The organism is Halorubrum lipolyticum DSM 21995 (assembly GCF_000337375.1).
In the GTDB taxonomy this organism is placed as follows: Archaea; Halobacteriota; Halobacteria; order Halobacteriales; family Haloferacaceae; genus Halorubrum; species Halorubrum lipolyticum.
Window position 1 is genome coordinate 18,199 of sequence record NZ_AOJG01000032.1, and the last position, 14,560, is coordinate 32,758.

The window sequence follows — 14,560 nt, forward strand, 5'->3', positions numbered from 1 at the left end:
TAACGGGTCAGAACCCGGTTCCAGCCGTTCCGAGTGCGCGGAACCCACCGGTCGATCCCTCGTTATGCGTGACCGTCACGTCGTCGGGAGACCCCTGATACAGCGACGGTTCGGCGGGGTCGACCGGGGAGGCGAGATTGACGATACCGCCGGTGACGTCTGCGGCCGCACCGAGTTCGATGTACGGGCCGAGGATCTTCCTGCCCGGACCGCGCCCGTTGTAGTCGTCGTACCCGAGTTCGTAGACGTAGTCGGCGACGCCGGTGACGTGTTTGACCGTGTCGATGACGGCCGTGCCGTGGCCGCGCAGGCGGATGATCGCCGGCGGATTCGTCGGGTTCGACGTGGGCTCCCAGTGGACGTTGCCGAACTCGATGACGCTGTCCCACGTCTGATCGATGGCGACGCCGGCCGAACCGCCCATCGTGAGGTAGTCGACGGTCTGGGTGCCGCCGCGCGAGAAGAACACGGTGGTGTTCTGCCCGCTCACGTTCGCGCTCGGGTAGGCCGCGATGGTTCCGAACCAGTTGGCCGGGCCGTACCACGAGCGGAACTCGAACAGTCCGTCTTGGTCGCCCGCATCGCACTCGTAGATAGTGAGTTGCTCGTGGCGACACTGGAACGGACCCACGCCTTCGTCGACGCGGTAGACCGAGTTGTTCCATCCCCAGAACAGCAACCGACCGACGAAGAGGTCCTGTGTGTCCTTGTTGGTGTGGTGGATGGCAACACCAGTCGGCCCGGTGCCGGCCGGTCCGTTCAGCGCGAACCCGTCGAGCCGGACGCGGCTGACTCCGGAGTCCCGGTCGAACAGGATCCCGTCCGCGTCCCGGTCGGTGATCGAGACCTTCGAGATCTCGACGCCCAACCCGATGAGTTGGGTCTCTTCGTAGGGCCGGATCGGTCCGGTTTCCTCAATGACGCCCGCCGGGAGGCGGACCTCGCCGCCGCCGGCGGCGTTCACGATGTCGAGCGCGTCCTGGATCGGCGTGTCCGTCTCAGCGGGGTCGACGGACTGCGGACTCGTGTTGGTCTTCCCCAGCGCGACGACGTAGCCGCTCAGCAGCAGCGACGTGGTGTCGCTCCCCCCGGAACCGCTCGATCCGGATCCGATCGTTCCCAGTTGCCTCCAAGAGCCGCCCTCGCCGAGATACACGTTTCCGGTGTCGGTCGCGAGGAACTTCGCGCCCTCCTTGGCGACGTAGTTCGACCGACTGGCGTCGGTGTCGCGGATCTCGGCGTCCGTGTCGATGCGTTCGAAGTTGCGGTTCAGCGGTCCGTCCCAGTTCAGTGTCCCCGCAGCGGGGGTCTCGTATTGGTGATTATCTGTCATCGTTAGCTTCCCTCAACGCCACCGTAGCCGTAGCTCCCGTAGCCGCCTTCGCCGAACTCGTCGTTCGGCACCGTCGGCGCCTCGGGATCGGTCGGTGTCGGTTCGTCGTTCGTCCCCCCGTCGAGGACGGCGGCGATCTCGGCTTCCGTGAGCGCCGTGTCGTAGACGCGAACGTCGTCGATCGCGCCGTTCATCGCGTAGTAGCTGGTGTAACCGTTGTCGCCGCGACCGACGTACAGCGACCGGTCGCTGTGGACCACGGCNATCGCGCCGTTCATCGCGTAGTAGCTGGTGTAACCGTTGTCGCCGCGACCGACGTACAGCGACCGGTCGCTGTGGACCACGGCACCCGACTGCGACTCGTCGCGGTCGACTTCCTCGCCGTCGAGGTACAGCACCAAGGCGCTCCCGTCCCACGTACAGACGAGATGATGCCACTTCCCGTCGTGGGTGGCGATGCCCCGCGGATTCACGCTGGCCTGTCCGCTCTCGACGGCGACGTGAGCTCGCAGGCTGTTCGGGGTCTGTACGTCCGCGGCGTACCCCTCCGAGCCGAAGCGAGCGTCCGCCTTCTGGACGAGCGTCTGTTCGTTCGCGCCGCTATCGGTGCGGAACCACCCGCCGAAGGTGAGTTCCGCTTCGGGGCGCAGCGAGGCCGAGTCCGGCATCTCGACGTAGTCGTTCGGAGTGCCACCGAACGAGATTCCCGAACTCTCGAAGACGCCGTCGGCGTCGAGCGTCGGCGATCCGCGAACGAAGCCGTCGGTCGAGCCCGCGCTGTCGGCGATCGTTGCGCCGGTCGTCTCCGCGAACTCCCAGCGAGCCGCCGGTGCGGGCTGTACGGACGGGTCGGTGGGCGTCGGCGTCGGTTCCGGCTCTTCTTCGGGTTCCGGCTCCGGTTCGGGCTCTTGCTCCTGCTCCGAATCTTCTTCGGGGTCAGTCTCCGGCTCTGATTCTTCTTCCGGCTCCGTCGTCACAGTCCCCTCGTACAGCGAGACGACTTCGTCGGCACCGAGTGCGCGGTTATACAGGCGAACGTCGTCGATCGCGCCGTTCATCGCGTAGTAGCTGGTGTAACCGTTGTCGCCGCGACCGACGTACAGCGACCGGTCGCTGTGGACCACGGCNGCGAACGTCGTCGATCGCGCCGTTCATCGCGTAGTAGCTGGTGTAACCGTTGTCGCCGCGACCGACGTACAGCGACCGGTCGCTGTGGACCACGGCGCCCGACTGCGACTCGTCGCGGTCGACTTCCTCGCCGTCGAGGTACATCACGAGGGCGCTCCCGTCCCACGTACAGGCGACGTGGTGCCACTCCCCGTCGTGGGTGGCAACGCCCCAGGGGTTCACGCTGGCCCGTCCGCTCTCGACGGCGACGTGGGCACGCAGGCTGTTCGGCGTCTGTACGTCGACGGCGTACCCCTCCGAGCCGAAGCGAGCGTCCGCCTTCTGGACGAGCGTCTGCGCGTTCGCGCCGCTATCGGTGCGGAACCACCCGCCGAAGGCGAGTTCCGTTTCGGGGCGCAGCGCGGTCGCGTCCGGGACCTCGACGTAGTCGTCCGAGCCGCCCCCGAACGCGTAGGCCGTCGAGTCGTACACGCCGGGGACGCCCCGCTGCGGCGTCCCCCGAACGGTGCCGTTGTTCCCTCCCGCCGCGTCCGTCACCGTCCCGTCGCTGTCGTCGAGCGTCCAGTGGGCCACGAGGCCGTCCCCGGGCCCGACGATCGAGAGTGTCGGCATGAGCGCACCGGTGAGCCGGTACGGCACGCCGCCGTAACCGAGACTCTGGGGGCCGTGGCTCTGAGACGAGACGCCGGCGTCGTCCAGACAGCCGGCGACCGAACCGGTCCCGACCGCCGAGATACCGGTGAGTTTGAGCATCGTCCGTCGTGTCAGTTCGAGCCCGTCTTCTGCGGGCGGCGGTTCCGTTGGCATACTGCAGTACGCAGGCTACCAGCGGGGATAACCCTGTCTGGCAAACTGTCCCCCGAATGACGGGATAAACAGACAAAATAGACGGAGAAATCGAGTGTTTGAGGGCTATATCCCCTCAGATCTGCTCACTCGACAGTTACGCTCTTGGCCAGATTTCGCGGCTTGTCGATCGCTCGTCCTTTGCTGTTGGCGACATGGTAGGCGAATAGCTGGAGGTAGACGTTTGCTACCAGCGGCTCCAACAGTCCGAGGTCTGGCACCTCGAACTCGACATCGTGGCCTCCTCGATATCCGTCGGCGGCGATAGCGATGACCGGTGCACCCCGTGCTTGGACTTCCTTGACGTTGTTTTGAGTTTCTTCGGGGCGTGTTCCGTCGGTGAGTATCGCAAGTACTGGCGTCTCTTCGGTGACCAGCGCCAGCGGGCCGTGTTTGAGTTCGCCGGCGGGGAATCCTTCGGCGTGGTCGTAGGAGATCTCCTTGAGCTTGAGCGCGCCTTCCAGGGAGACGGGCCCCCCGAGGCGTCGACCGATGAAAAAGAACGCCTCACCGTCGGCGTAGGCCTCCGCGACCGCTTTGATATCCTCGTTTTGGTTGAGGACGCCTTGAACAGCTCCGGGGAGGCCCTGTAGATTTCGGCGCAACTCGCGGCCGGCCGTGACGTCGAGTTCACCCCGTGTCTCCGCGACGGTCAGTGCGAACATCGCGAGGACGATAATCTGTGAAGCGAATGTCTTGGTCGCTGCGACGCCGATCTCGGGTCCTGCCCGAATATACAGTGCGTCGTCACATTCACGAGCCATCGTGCTCCCGACGGTGTTGGTCACGCCGAGCGTTCGAATACCGACCCGGTGCGCCATCCGCAGTGCGCGGAGGGTGTCCGCGGTTTCGCCGCTCTGGCTGACTCCGACCACCAGCGTTCGTTCAGGATCGCGGCCGCTCCCGATGCTGTACTCGCTCGCGAACTCGACGGTCGCTCGCACGTCGGCAAACTCCTCTATCAGCTGTTTCGCGTACAGACAGGCGTGATACGACGTGCCACACGCGACGAACTGAATCTCGTCGATACTCGCGAGGAACTCCTCGGAGAGCGACAGATCCGACAGGTCGACCCCCTCCTCGATCCCGTTGATGCGACCGGCGATGGCTTGGCGGAGCGCCGTCGGCTGTTCGTGGATCTCCTTGAGCATGTAGTGGTCGTACCCTCCCTTTTCGGCCGCGTCGGGGCTCCACTCGATGGTGTGCCGCTCTCTGTCGATCGGCTTTCCGTCTTGCCAGATAGTGACTCCCTCACGAGTCACCTGTGCGATGTCGCCGTCTTCGAGATACGACACCGAGCGAGTGTGCGCGAGGAGGGGCGTCACGTCGCTCGCGATGAAGTTCCCGTCGCTCCCGTGCCCGACGACCAGCGGACTGTTCCGTCGAGCGGCGATGATGCCGTCGTAGCCGGCCGCGACGACGCCCAGTGCGTAACTCCCCTCGATTTGGGCAACGACGGCCGAAACCGCCTCCCGGAGGTCGTCGGTCCGTTCGAGTTCGACCTCGAGGAGATGAGCGACGACCTCGGTGTCGGTTTCGCTGGTGAACTCGTGATCCGAGAGCGTCGTTCGGAGCTCGTCGTAGTTTCCGATTATGCCGTTGTGAACGACCGCCACACGACCGGAACAGTCGGTGTGCGGGTGCGCATTCGCGTCCGTCGGCTTCCCGTGCGTACTCCACCGCGTGTGGCCGATCCCGCAGGTCTGTGTCGTCGACTCGGGAATGTCGAGCCCGGAGACGAGCCCGACCTGTTTGAACACCGAGAGCCCGTCGTCGACGAGTCCGATGCCTGCCGAGTCGTATCCGCGGTACTCCAACTGCTCTAACCCGGCTACGAGGCGTGGCCGAGCCGGTTGTTCGCCGATGTATCCGATGATTCCACACATGATCAGGCCCTCCGTACCGTTTCGCCCGACTCGATCTGTCCCTCGAGGACGGTCCCGCTGTGTGCGGACACGTCCTGTCCGACGACGGTGCCGGGCGTGAGCGTCACGTTTCCACCGAGCCGTGCTCCGTCGGCCACGACGCCGCCGAGGGTGACGTCGCGGTGGATCGCGTCGTCAACGACGACCCGCGCCGACCCGCCCTCGACGGTGACGTTCGGACCGACCGACGCCGACTCTCCGAGGATACAGTCGTTCAGGACCGCTCCGTTACCGATCCGCCCGCCATCCATCACGATGCAGTTCGACAGCGTCGCGTTCGCACCGATCCGGACGTTCCGACCGACCGACGTCCCGGACAGTAACGTCGCGTTCGGACCGACGGACACGCCCTCGTCGAGCGCGACGTCGTCGGCGATGACCGCCGTCTCGTGGACGCCCTCTCGGGAGCGTTCGTCCCCGTCCTCGTGGTCGTGGAGGAGCGTCGCGTTCGTCGACAGCAGATCCCACGGATAGGTCAGATCCTGCCACGGACCTTGGTGTCGTACGGCTGAGAGGGCCTGTTTATTGGCGAGCCGCTGGAGCGCGGTCGCCATTCCGAAGTCGCCGTCGGCGGTCTCTGTCACGTTTCGCGCAGCTTCGAACACCCGCTCGTCAAAGACGTATGCACCGCCGTTGACCAGGAACGGCGGATCGGCGGTCGGCGTCGGGGACACGCTGCGGACGGCGTCTCCGTCGATCTCGACTGCACCGTACTCGGTCGGACGGGTCGACTGGACGGCCGCCATCACCGGATCGTTCGTCTCGGTCCAGCGTTCGATGAGGCGATCGAGCAGTCGCCGCTCGACGAGTTGGTCGCCGTGAAGCGTCAGGAACGGCCCGTCGACCGCCGATTCGACCTGCGAAAGCGCGTGAGCGCCTCCGAGCCGGTGTTTCTGAACCACGTATTCGATCGGAATATCCCACTCGTCGCCGTCCCCGAAATGGCTCTGAATGCGCTCTCTGGCGTGGCCGACGACGAATACGGCGCTGTCCACGCCGGCGTCGATGGCGGTCGTCAACACCGATTCGAGAATCGGCTTGTTCCCGACGGGAATCATCGGCTTCGGACGACGCTCCGTGAGCGGACCGAGCCGCTTCCCTTCACCAGCCGCTAGTACTACCGCTTTCATGCTCTCACCGTCTGAAAAGCCATGAAATCAGATGGATTCGGCTACGTATATAGATTCGTCATAAAGGACTATATGCTCTCATTAACTGATCCTATTATGGATTCAAAGGACAGCGACCGCCCCCGGCTGATCGCACGGCGACGGGTGTTGCGGGCCGTCGGAACCGCCGGTCTCGCCAGCGCGCTCGCAGGCTGCTCGGGCGACGAGGACGACCAGAACGAGGGCAACTCCTCGGGCGATTCCGGGGAGGATGACGGCCCGGATGAGTCTGACGGTGGCAACGGCGACCCCGACGGAGAGGATGAAACCGACCCGACCTTCTTCGAACAGGGGCCGACCGTCGGCCTGACAGAGGTCGCGACGGGACTCACCTCGCCGAACGGACTCATTCCGGCCGTCGATGGCAGCGACAGGCGGTTCATTCTCGATCAGGTCGGCATCATTTACGTTCACGACGCCGACGGGCTCCGCTCGACGCCGTTTCTCGACCTGTCTGACCGTCTCGTCGCGCTCGGGGAGGGGCTGCCGAACTGGATCCCATACGACGAACGGGGTCTGTTAGGCATGGCGTTCCATCCGGAGTTCGAAGAGAACGGTCGATTTTACGTCCGGTACAGCGCGCCATCGCAGGACCCTGACACCGACCATCGGGAGATACTCTCCGAGTTCCGTGTCGCCGCGGACGGGGAGGTGGCCGACCCCGACAGCGAACGCATTCTCCTCGACATGCCGTGGCACCGTGAGATACACCAAGCCGGTACCATCGAGTTCGGACCGGACGGCTACCTTTACGGTGCGCTGGGCGACGGTCTGAATCCGTTCAACGCCCAAGAGCTCGACACGCTCATGGGGAGCATCTATCGCATCGACGTCGACGAGCGGACTGACGACCTCCCATACGGCATTCCCGAGGACAATCCGCTCGTCGGCGAGGAAGGTAGAGACGAAATGTACGCTTGGGGCCTTCGGAATCCGTGGAAGATGGCCTTCAGCGGTGACCAGCTCATTGCTGGTGACGTAGGCCAGGCGATGTGGGAAGAAGTCAACGTAATCGAATCGGGAAACAACTACGGCTGGCCGCTCAAGGAGGGAACTCACTGCCATGACCCGCAGTTGGGCACCAGTGGTGATGGAGAGTGTGTCGACGTGTCTGAGCGCGGCGAGCCTCTCGTCGACCCTGTCTTAGAGTTCCCACACTTCGACGAGGAGGGGTACGCCGTCGGCTTCGCGGTTATCGGCGGCCATATTCATACCGGCTCAATCGGAGGGCTCAGCGAATCGTACCTGTTCGGGATCTACACGAGTTCGTTCAGTGAGCCGGCAGGTCGGCTCATCGCTGCGACACCACAGGCGTCTGGCCAGTGGCCGATGCAAGAACTCCAAGTCGACGGTGGTCTCGACATCCAAGTACTTTCGCTGGGGCAGGACGGCTCCGACAGCTACGTGTTAGGAACGCGTGCCGCCCTCTCAGAGGATCCGCTCTCTCAGCAGGAGGGCGTCGTCTACCGACTCACCGAGTGAATCGCACCCCGGGTGCGCGTGTCATCGCTTAACTCCGAATATTCCGGACGTTCTCGACGATTTTCGCTCGGAGCGGGGGGGCCGCGAAGACACCGGCGCTGTAGAGGACCGCCGCGAACCCCACTACGAAGATCAGCGCCAGAGGTGTGTCAACAGGGATCATCCGTGTAACCCCGACAAGGACCAGCCCCATTCCGGCAGCGGCGAGGACGGCCCAGCCAACGTCGCGCACCGGGAACCGGACGGAGGTGAGTCGACTGAGGTAATAGCCGAGTATCGCCGTGTTGGCGACCACCGACAGCAGGGTCGCGACGGCTGCCCCGACGAGGCCGTACCGCGGGACGAGGAGGACGTTCAGCGTGATGTTCATCGACAGCGAAACCACGGTGGCGATGGCTCCGTACTTGGGCCGGTCGAACGCCTGTATCGCTTTGTCGAAGACGAGGTTCACGGCTTGAGGGAGCTTCTCGATCATGAGCACCAGGAAAGCGGCTGCGGCGATGGTGTATTCGAGCCCGAAGACGACTCCCAGTATCTCTCGACCGATAACGGCGACGCCGACCACGGAGGGGATGATCAGCAACAGCGAAACCGTCATTGCGTCCGAGATGAGGTCTCGTACCTTCTCCAGTGCGCCGTCGGCCTGCCACGCCGATAGCTGCGGGAAGAGAACGCGCGCGAAAACGGTGCTGAACATGATGGCCGTCGTCGTCAGCCGCCACGCCAGCTCGTAAGCCCCGACGGCGGCCTGCGAGAGGAAAAACCCGATGACGATGACGTCCATCCAGTTGTAGACGTGACCGCCCAACCCCCAGATACCGTTGAATTTCGCGTAATCGTACAGCGATCGGAGGTGGCGTCGGCCGGGACGCGCCACCGGCGTCGACACTCGCAGTATCCCGCCGACGAGCAGGACGGTGTAGCTGACCAACAGCGCGTACACCAGCGCCCGGACGCCGTAGCCGTACTGTAAGAGCGCGACCGCGACGGTCACGAACGTGAGGCTCCGGAGGAAGTGGAGGACCGCCGTCTGGGCGACCCGTAGCTCTCCTTGGAGGACGTGGATGACGAGCATCGACAGCTCGAAGGCGACGACGACGCCGATCAGCTCCACGGCGAGATCGGTTCCGACGTAGCCGGCGAGCGGTTCGCGGACGGCCAAGACGAAGGCCGACACGACGAGGATGAGCAGAACCTTCAACACGACCGCCGCGCCGAACATCTGGGCCGGGTCGTCGCCGGCGCTGATCCGCTTTTCGACGGCCCCTCGCAGTCCGAAGTCGACGACGGTAGCCATCGTGTACAGCGTCGCCTCGAAGAGGAAGAAGATGCCGAGCAGCGTCGCGCCCAGCTCGCGGGCGAAGTACACCGTTCCGAAGAATCCGAGCGCCGTGTTCAACAGCTCGACGCCGAACAGCAGCGAGCTCGCCCGGGCGAGATTCATCGTTCGTCGGAGCGGTGGCGGCGCCAGCGTTCCGCGACCTCGCCCGCTCATTTATAACAACCCGACCGCTTCGTACCACTCGATCGTCTCGCTGAGCGCCGCTTCCCACGGACGCTGATCGACCGGGGCCCGCTCGGTGAGGTCCGGTCGAACGGTCCCGAAGTCGCCCCGTTCGAGGAAGCCGTCGCCCGGAACGGGTGAGATTCCGATCCGGTAGAAGAGGTCCATCGCGGGTTTGACTCCCCAGCGAATCGCGCCGTACGGGACCGTGACCACGCGACACTTGCCAGGCGTGTGGCGCGCGATCGCCTTGAGCACCTGTCCGTTCGTGAGGTTCGGCCCGGTGACGAGCTGTCGGCCGGTCGCCTCGCCGTCGAGACAGCGACCGACGGTGCCGACGACATCGTCGACGTGGACGATGTTGTACTTCGCGTCGGTGTACAGCGGCGGAACGAGCACGCGGTTCGTCGCGATGGGCCGGACGTGCTCGTACCGTGTCAGGCGGTAGTCGCGCGGACCGAAGATGTACGTCGGATAGATGGCGGCCACCTCGAAGGGGTGCTCCCGCCCGAACAGCAGTTCTTCAGAGGCGACCTTCGACTGCTGGTACGTCGACTCGGCGTCGGTCGGCACCTCCGGGTGGGCGCCGATGGTGCTGAGGAAGACGAACCGGTCGATGTCGCCTCGCGTCGCCGCATCGACGAGGCGTTCGGTGCCCGCCGCGTTAGTGCCCGCCATCGACGCGGTGTCGTAGACCGCCGCAGCAAGGTGGACGACGCTGTCGATATCCGCCAACGCCGTAGTCAAGGAGTCGGTGTCCGAGAGGTCGGCCTCGACCGTGTCGACACCGTCGGGAAGCCGCGTGGTCGTCGACGCCGGGCGAACCATCGCGACCGGCTCGTGGTCGGTCTCCTCGAACGCCGCCAGGAGGTTCAGCCCGATGAATCCCGTCGCCCCAGTCACGAGAACCCTCATCGCTCACCCCTGGGGTCGACGCCACTGCGGTCGTACACCGCGTCGATGACCTCCGCGACCGCGACGCCACGGCCGACGGGGGCCGACGTGTCGGGGTCGCCCGCCGCCGCGTGGTCGGCGAAGTCGTGGATGCGTTCGGTGTGGGCGTCCTCGTCGCTCGCGGGGAAGAGGTTCGCAATTCCGACGTCCACCAGCGGAAGTGAGCCCTGCTGGAACTCGAATGGCCGGCCGTGAACGTCCCCCTGAAGGGTCTTCGAGTCGAGTTCCAGCCATCCCTCGGTCCCGACGACGAGCACGCGACTGACGCCCTCGGTCTGGGTCCACGTGGCCGAGAGCTCGACGGGAACGTCGCCGAAGGTCATCGAGGCGCGGGCGGCGTCTTCGACGCTCCGGTCGCGGAGGTACCGGACGTTCGCGTCGGTCACGTCGGGCGGCTCGTCGAACAGCTCGAACAGCACGTCCAACGAGTGCGGAAACAGGTCGCGAGCGACGCCGCCGCCGGAGAGGGTAGGATTGTAGTACCACCCCTGGGAGGGTGGCGCCGAGTGGTGCGCAACCGTTATCTCGACGATGTCGCCAAGCAGGTCGTTCGACAGGATCGTCATTGCTCGCTGATAGTTCCGGTAGTAGCGGTGGAGGTAGCCGATCTGTGTGACGACATCGGCGGCGGCGGCCGCGTCGGCCATCCGGGTCGCGCTCTCGGCCGACAACGCTAGGGGCTTCTCACAGAGGACGTGACAGTCCGCCTCGACCGCGGCGAGGAAGATCGCTTCGTGCGTGCCGGGGGGCGTACAGATGCTCACAATGTCGAGGTCGTGTGAGGTGAGCATCGAGGAGATGTCATCGTACCCCGGTACCGAGAGATCCTCCTCAACGGTCGACCGTCGGGCGGCATCACGTTCGGCAAACGCGACGACGCGGGTTCGTGGATGAGAGGTAAACGCCGGCACGTGGTAGTCCGTGGCCATCCATCCGGCACCGACGACGCCGACGGCCAGTGTAGTCATAGTGTTGCTTCCGGTGGGTCCGGCATAAAGCCATCCGGGTTCCTCGCCGGTGACGAGCGAATTTCCGTCCGTGTTAAGGTGGTCATACCGCTTGTCGTGGGAGCGGCCACTCGCACCAACCGGTGCGGAGACGAGACGGAACACACGGTTCGGACGTCGGACTCGGATTCCCACGGTCGGACTGCGCTCACCGCCACTGTCCATCGAACGATCACAGACGTCACACAGAATGAGTGGAAGACTTCGTCGCTCACCGGTCCCCGACCGCTGGCGCCTTCGAGCGGTACGAACGGTTCAACGCCTCCGAAGAGGGTGTGGATACCGTCGTCCGCCTCATTCCCCCGTCGAAACAGGGTCCCTCACTCTATCGCTTCAGGCTCTGTCGCTCGGCGCGTCGCCGTCGCCTGTACCTCGCTCAACCGCTCGCAGGCGATCGCTTTCGAGGTCCATTCGGACTCGGTGTGTTCGTCGCTCAGCGACACCCCGGACTCATCGGTCGCACAGTCGTAATACACCGCAAATCGGTCCTTCCCGGCGGCATTCTGCCACGATACGGCCTCGACCGGTCGACGGATCGTGACCGCCAGTTCGGTTTCCTCGCGTATCTCACGGTGGAGGCAGTCCATCACGGCTTCCCTGCGGTGGAGGCGACCACCGGGCAGTTCCCATCCACCGTCGCTCGATCGGCGAATAGTAAGTACCTGGTCGTCCGGTCGACGGATGACACCGCGGATACTCACCGTCGCTTCGAGGAACTGTTTATCCATGTTTTGCTGATACCTCAACGGAGGTGTTAGTCTACCGATCGGTGGCCGACCCGAAGTATAAGCCAGCATTAATAGATGAGTCCGAGCGGAAGCATCGGAATCCGGGACAGAGAGAGCGGTAGAATCTTTCCGAGAGGGAACTGCCTCTACTCGGCGTGTTATTTATCTCGGGTGACGACCTCTCCCGGCGTGGTCGCCGCCCCGGTCGACAGGGTGACGCCGGCGTTGAGGCTGGTGTTGATGCCGGTTTTCGCGCCGTCGCCGAGAACGACACCGAACTTTCGTCGGCCCGTGGAGACGCGGTCGCCTTTCACGGTGAGTTGTACCGGCTGGCCGTCGTGACGGAGGTTCGCGACCTTCGTTCCGGCACCGAAATTCGTCTCCCGCCCGAGAATGCTATCGCCGACGTAAGAGAGGTGTCCGACGGTCGCGTCGGCCATGAGGACGCTGTTTTTCACCTCGACAGCGTGTCCAACCTTCGCGCCGGGGCCGACGTAGGTGGTGCCGCGGATGTAGGCGTTCGGACCGACGCTCGCACCGCCGTCGATATATGCCGGCCCGTCGATGACGACTCCGGATCGAACCGTCGCGCCGGCGGCGACGTGGACGTTCCCGGAGAGCACCGCGTCCTCGTGGACAGTTCCCTCGATCGTCGGCTCGGTCTCGTGGACTTTCCACTCGTTGGCCGCGAGCAGATCCCACGGACGACCGACGTCGAGCCATCGCTCGAAGGTCACCGGCGTCACCTCGAATGCCTCGCACGCCCGCGAGAGGACGTCCGTGAACTCGAGCTCGCCGCGTTCGCTTTCGGGAACGTCGAGCCACTGCTGGACGTCCGCCGGGAGCGCATAGGCTCCGGCGTTGATCAGGTCGCTCTGGGGGTCGCTCGGTTTTTCCACTACTCCTGTGACTCGCCCGTCGCTGACCGTGAGAACGCCGTACGGCCGCGGATCGTCGACGCGGAAGGAACCGACCGCCGGCGTCGATTCGTAGAGCTTCGTCAGGGAGCCCTCATCGCACAGCGAGTCCCCGTTCAGAACGACGAATGGCCCCGACACGAGCGCTTCGAGCGCGGCGGACACGGCGTCAGCAGTTCCGCGCTGCTCGGTCTGTGTGACGTACTCGACGGGCACGCCATCAACCGTGTCCCCGATGGCCGCCTGAACGGCGGACGTTCGCGGACTGACGACGACGATGAGTCGCGAGGCGCCGGCCTCGACGGCACCCGAGAGCGTGTGACCGAGCAGCGGACGACCGGCGACCGGAAGCGTCGGCTTCGGCTGTGTGTCCGTGAGGGGACGCATACGCGTTCCCGATCCGGCAGCGAGTACGACTGTTTGCATGGGTCCGGATCAGCACGCGAATGAATATCAATTGCGTATTTCGTTGATATCACGCTATCCAACAATGCGGTGAGTCACGTGGTCGCTGATGAGTGCGAATATCACGATGAGGCTCACCGGAGAGAACACATCGAGTGCGGCTTGATTCCGAAGCAGTTCACTGACTATTGTACGCTCGGATACGATTCTGAACGGACTGTAAAGCCCCGTCTGCGTCTGTCATCGTATCCCACCTTCGGTCCTGACCATCGGAGAAGTTGACCCAGAAGGTGCCGCCGTCTTCGTGTTCGTCTGGGTCGTAGTTCACCCCGGCCACGCGGTCGTAGTGGTACTCGTTCGTACTGTTGCCGATCCGCCACGTGAGGCTCGGGAGGTTGATCTCAGCCTCGCTATGGACCAACAAGTGGTCGTCACCGGCGATCAACGTCGCGACCTGAGCGTTTGGTTTGGGAAGGAGCGGGAGGCGCTTTCCGCCCGTGGTCAACAGCGAGTGCGTCTCGGTGTCACCGGTACGCTGGACGGTTGCGGCCGCTTCACGCTCTACGACCGTGGTGCCCCGTCGGATGACATCGTCCTTCTTCACATGGACGTAGACGAGTCCAGAGAGCGCAAATACAGGTCCACCAGCAACCGTGAGGAGCCCGACCGCGAACCCGAGCGCGCCGCCGACGAAGTATCCGAGAGCGATCCCGAGTACCGGGGCGCCGATGAATAGGTACGCCCAGTGCCATCCGATCCGCCAGAGGGGGCGATTCACGTCGGTATCGATCTCACCGTCGCGTGCCATGATCGGTTGTTAATAGAAGATCACTTGTACTTTGGCAATTTTAACAATTAATTAGTATATTTATCGAACCCCTCGTAACGCCGGAAACCCCTTCGAAAGAGATGCGAGCGTATACCTCCGTTTTCAAGCAGAGGACTCGTTGAAATTCTCTTTTTCAGAGACATTATTCACCGGGATATCCGTTCGCTGAAGACTGCTTCTTGATCGGTTGCGGGAGTAGGTGAATCAGACGGATCGCTGTGAAACGCTATTTAAATAGCCGTGAGCGGTAGCGACGTTTGTTTATAAAAGATAGGCGGTGGCGCGTGCCTGCGAGCGGGCCGTAGGCCCGCGAGTAGCACGCGCGAGGTCGCC

Annotated in this window: 12 protein-coding genes; 1 reads left to right on the forward strand and 11 read right to left on the reverse strand. The window is 64.2% G+C overall.

What is annotated here, in order from left to right; all coding sequences use genetic code 11:
- Positions 1-7 precede the first annotated feature (7 nt).
- The 5 genes from C469_RS12130 to C469_RS12150 all read right to left on the reverse strand — a co-directional run bounded on the left by C469_RS12130 (position 8) and on the right by C469_RS12150 (position 6,362).
- The gene (locus C469_RS12130) at positions 8-1,333 is read right to left on the reverse strand and encodes a hypothetical protein (RefSeq protein ID WP_008006960.1); all 1,326 of its coding nucleotides are present in this window, start codon (positions 1,331-1,333) and stop codon (positions 8-10) included.
- Positions 1,334-1,335: 2 nt separating this feature from the next.
- The gene (locus C469_RS12135) at positions 1,336-2,391 is read right to left on the reverse strand and encodes a LamG-like jellyroll fold domain-containing protein (protein ID WP_449272119.1); all 1,056 of its coding nucleotides are present in this window, start codon (positions 2,389-2,391) and stop codon (positions 1,336-1,338) included.
- Positions 2,357-3,268 (reverse strand): LamG domain-containing protein, encoded by a 912-nt coding sequence (locus C469_RS16420; RefSeq protein WP_082230141.1) that lies wholly within the window; start codon positions 3,266-3,268, stop codon positions 2,357-2,359. Before C469_RS16420 ends, C469_RS12135 begins: the two co-directional genes overlap by 35 nt.
- Before the next feature lie 125 nt (positions 3,269-3,393).
- On the reverse strand, positions 3,394-5,193 hold the full coding sequence (glmS, locus tag C469_RS12145; RefSeq protein ID WP_049911391.1) for a glutamine--fructose-6-phosphate transaminase (isomerizing): 1,800 nt from the start codon (positions 5,191-5,193) through the stop codon (positions 3,394-3,396).
- Between the two features lie 2 nt (positions 5,194-5,195).
- Positions 5,196-6,362: a sugar phosphate nucleotidyltransferase gene (locus C469_RS12150; protein WP_049911393.1), complete on the reverse strand. Its 1,167-nt coding sequence runs from the start codon at positions 6,360-6,362 to the stop codon at positions 5,196-5,198.
- Between the two features lie 21 nt (positions 6,363-6,383).
- On the opposite strand from C469_RS12150, the gene C469_RS12155 reads away from it, so the two are divergent.
- Positions 6,384-7,883: a PQQ-dependent sugar dehydrogenase gene (locus C469_RS12155; protein ID WP_008006966.1), complete on the forward strand. Its 1,500-nt coding sequence runs from the start codon at positions 6,384-6,386 to the stop codon at positions 7,881-7,883.
- A gap of 28 nt (positions 7,884-7,911) precedes the next feature.
- Here the strand turns inward: C469_RS12155 and C469_RS12160 are convergent, their stop codons facing one another.
- The 6 genes from C469_RS12160 to C469_RS12185 form a co-directional block, all read right to left on the reverse strand.
- The gene (locus tag C469_RS12160) at positions 7,912-9,327 is read right to left on the reverse strand and encodes an oligosaccharide flippase family protein (protein WP_008006968.1); all 1,416 of its coding nucleotides are present in this window, start codon (positions 9,325-9,327) and stop codon (positions 7,912-7,914) included.
- Between the two features lie 51 nt (positions 9,328-9,378).
- Positions 9,379-10,302, reverse strand: coding sequence for an NAD-dependent epimerase/dehydratase family protein (locus C469_RS12165; protein WP_008006969.1), 924 nt, complete (start codon positions 10,300-10,302; stop codon positions 9,379-9,381).
- Entirely contained in the window at positions 10,299-11,309 is a 1,011-nt protein-coding gene (locus C469_RS12170; protein WP_082230142.1) for a Gfo/Idh/MocA family protein, read from the reverse strand. Before C469_RS12170 ends, C469_RS12165 begins: the two co-directional genes overlap by 4 nt.
- A 359-nt stretch (positions 11,310-11,668) precedes the next feature.
- Positions 11,669-12,145, reverse strand: coding sequence for an NUDIX hydrolase (locus C469_RS12175; RefSeq protein ID WP_321163693.1), 477 nt, complete (start codon positions 12,143-12,145; stop codon positions 11,669-11,671).
- Between the two features lie 89 nt (positions 12,146-12,234).
- Positions 12,235-13,419, reverse strand: coding sequence for a bifunctional sugar-1-phosphate nucleotidylyltransferase/acetyltransferase (gene glmU / locus C469_RS12180; RefSeq protein WP_049911398.1), 1,185 nt, complete (start codon positions 13,417-13,419; stop codon positions 12,235-12,237).
- Between the two features lie 157 nt (positions 13,420-13,576).
- Positions 13,577-14,206: a hypothetical protein gene (locus C469_RS12185; RefSeq protein ID WP_008006976.1), complete on the reverse strand. Its 630-nt coding sequence runs from the start codon at positions 14,204-14,206 to the stop codon at positions 13,577-13,579.
- Positions 14,207-14,560 lie beyond the last annotated feature (354 nt).

Coding starts and splice junctions, on each gene's coding strand:
- C469_RS12155 (WP_008006966.1), top strand. CDS start 6,384: ATGAAATCAGATGGATTCGGCTACGTATATAGATTCGTCATAAAGGAC.
- C469_RS12170 (WP_082230142.1), bottom strand. CDS start 11,309: ATGACTACACTGGCCGTCGGCGTCGTCGGTGCCGGATGGATGGCCACG.
- C469_RS12150 (WP_049911393.1), bottom strand. CDS start 6,362: ATGAAAGCGGTAGTACTAGCGGCTGGTGAAGGGAAGCGGCTCGGTCCG.
- C469_RS12165 (WP_008006969.1), bottom strand. CDS start 10,302: ATGAGGGTTCTCGTGACTGGGGCGACGGGATTCATCGGGCTGAACCTC.
- C469_RS12175 (WP_321163693.1), bottom strand. CDS start 12,145: ATGCTGGCTTATACTTCGGGTCGGCCACCGATCGGTAGACTAACACCT.
- C469_RS12160 (WP_008006968.1), bottom strand. CDS start 9,327: ATGAATCTCGCCCGGGCGAGCTCGCTGCTGTTCGGCGTCGAGCTGTTG.
- C469_RS12185 (WP_008006976.1), bottom strand. CDS start 14,206: ATGGCACGCGACGGTGAGATCGATACCGACGTGAATCGCCCCCTCTGG.
- glmU (WP_049911398.1), bottom strand. CDS start 13,419: ATGCAAACAGTCGTACTCGCTGCCGGATCGGGAACGCGTATGCGTCCC.
- C469_RS12130 (WP_008006960.1), bottom strand. CDS start 1,333: ATGACAGATAATCACCAATACGAGACCCCCGCTGCGGGGACACTGAAC.
- glmS (WP_049911391.1), bottom strand. CDS start 5,193: ATGTGTGGAATCATCGGATACATCGGCGAACAACCGGCTCGGCCACGC.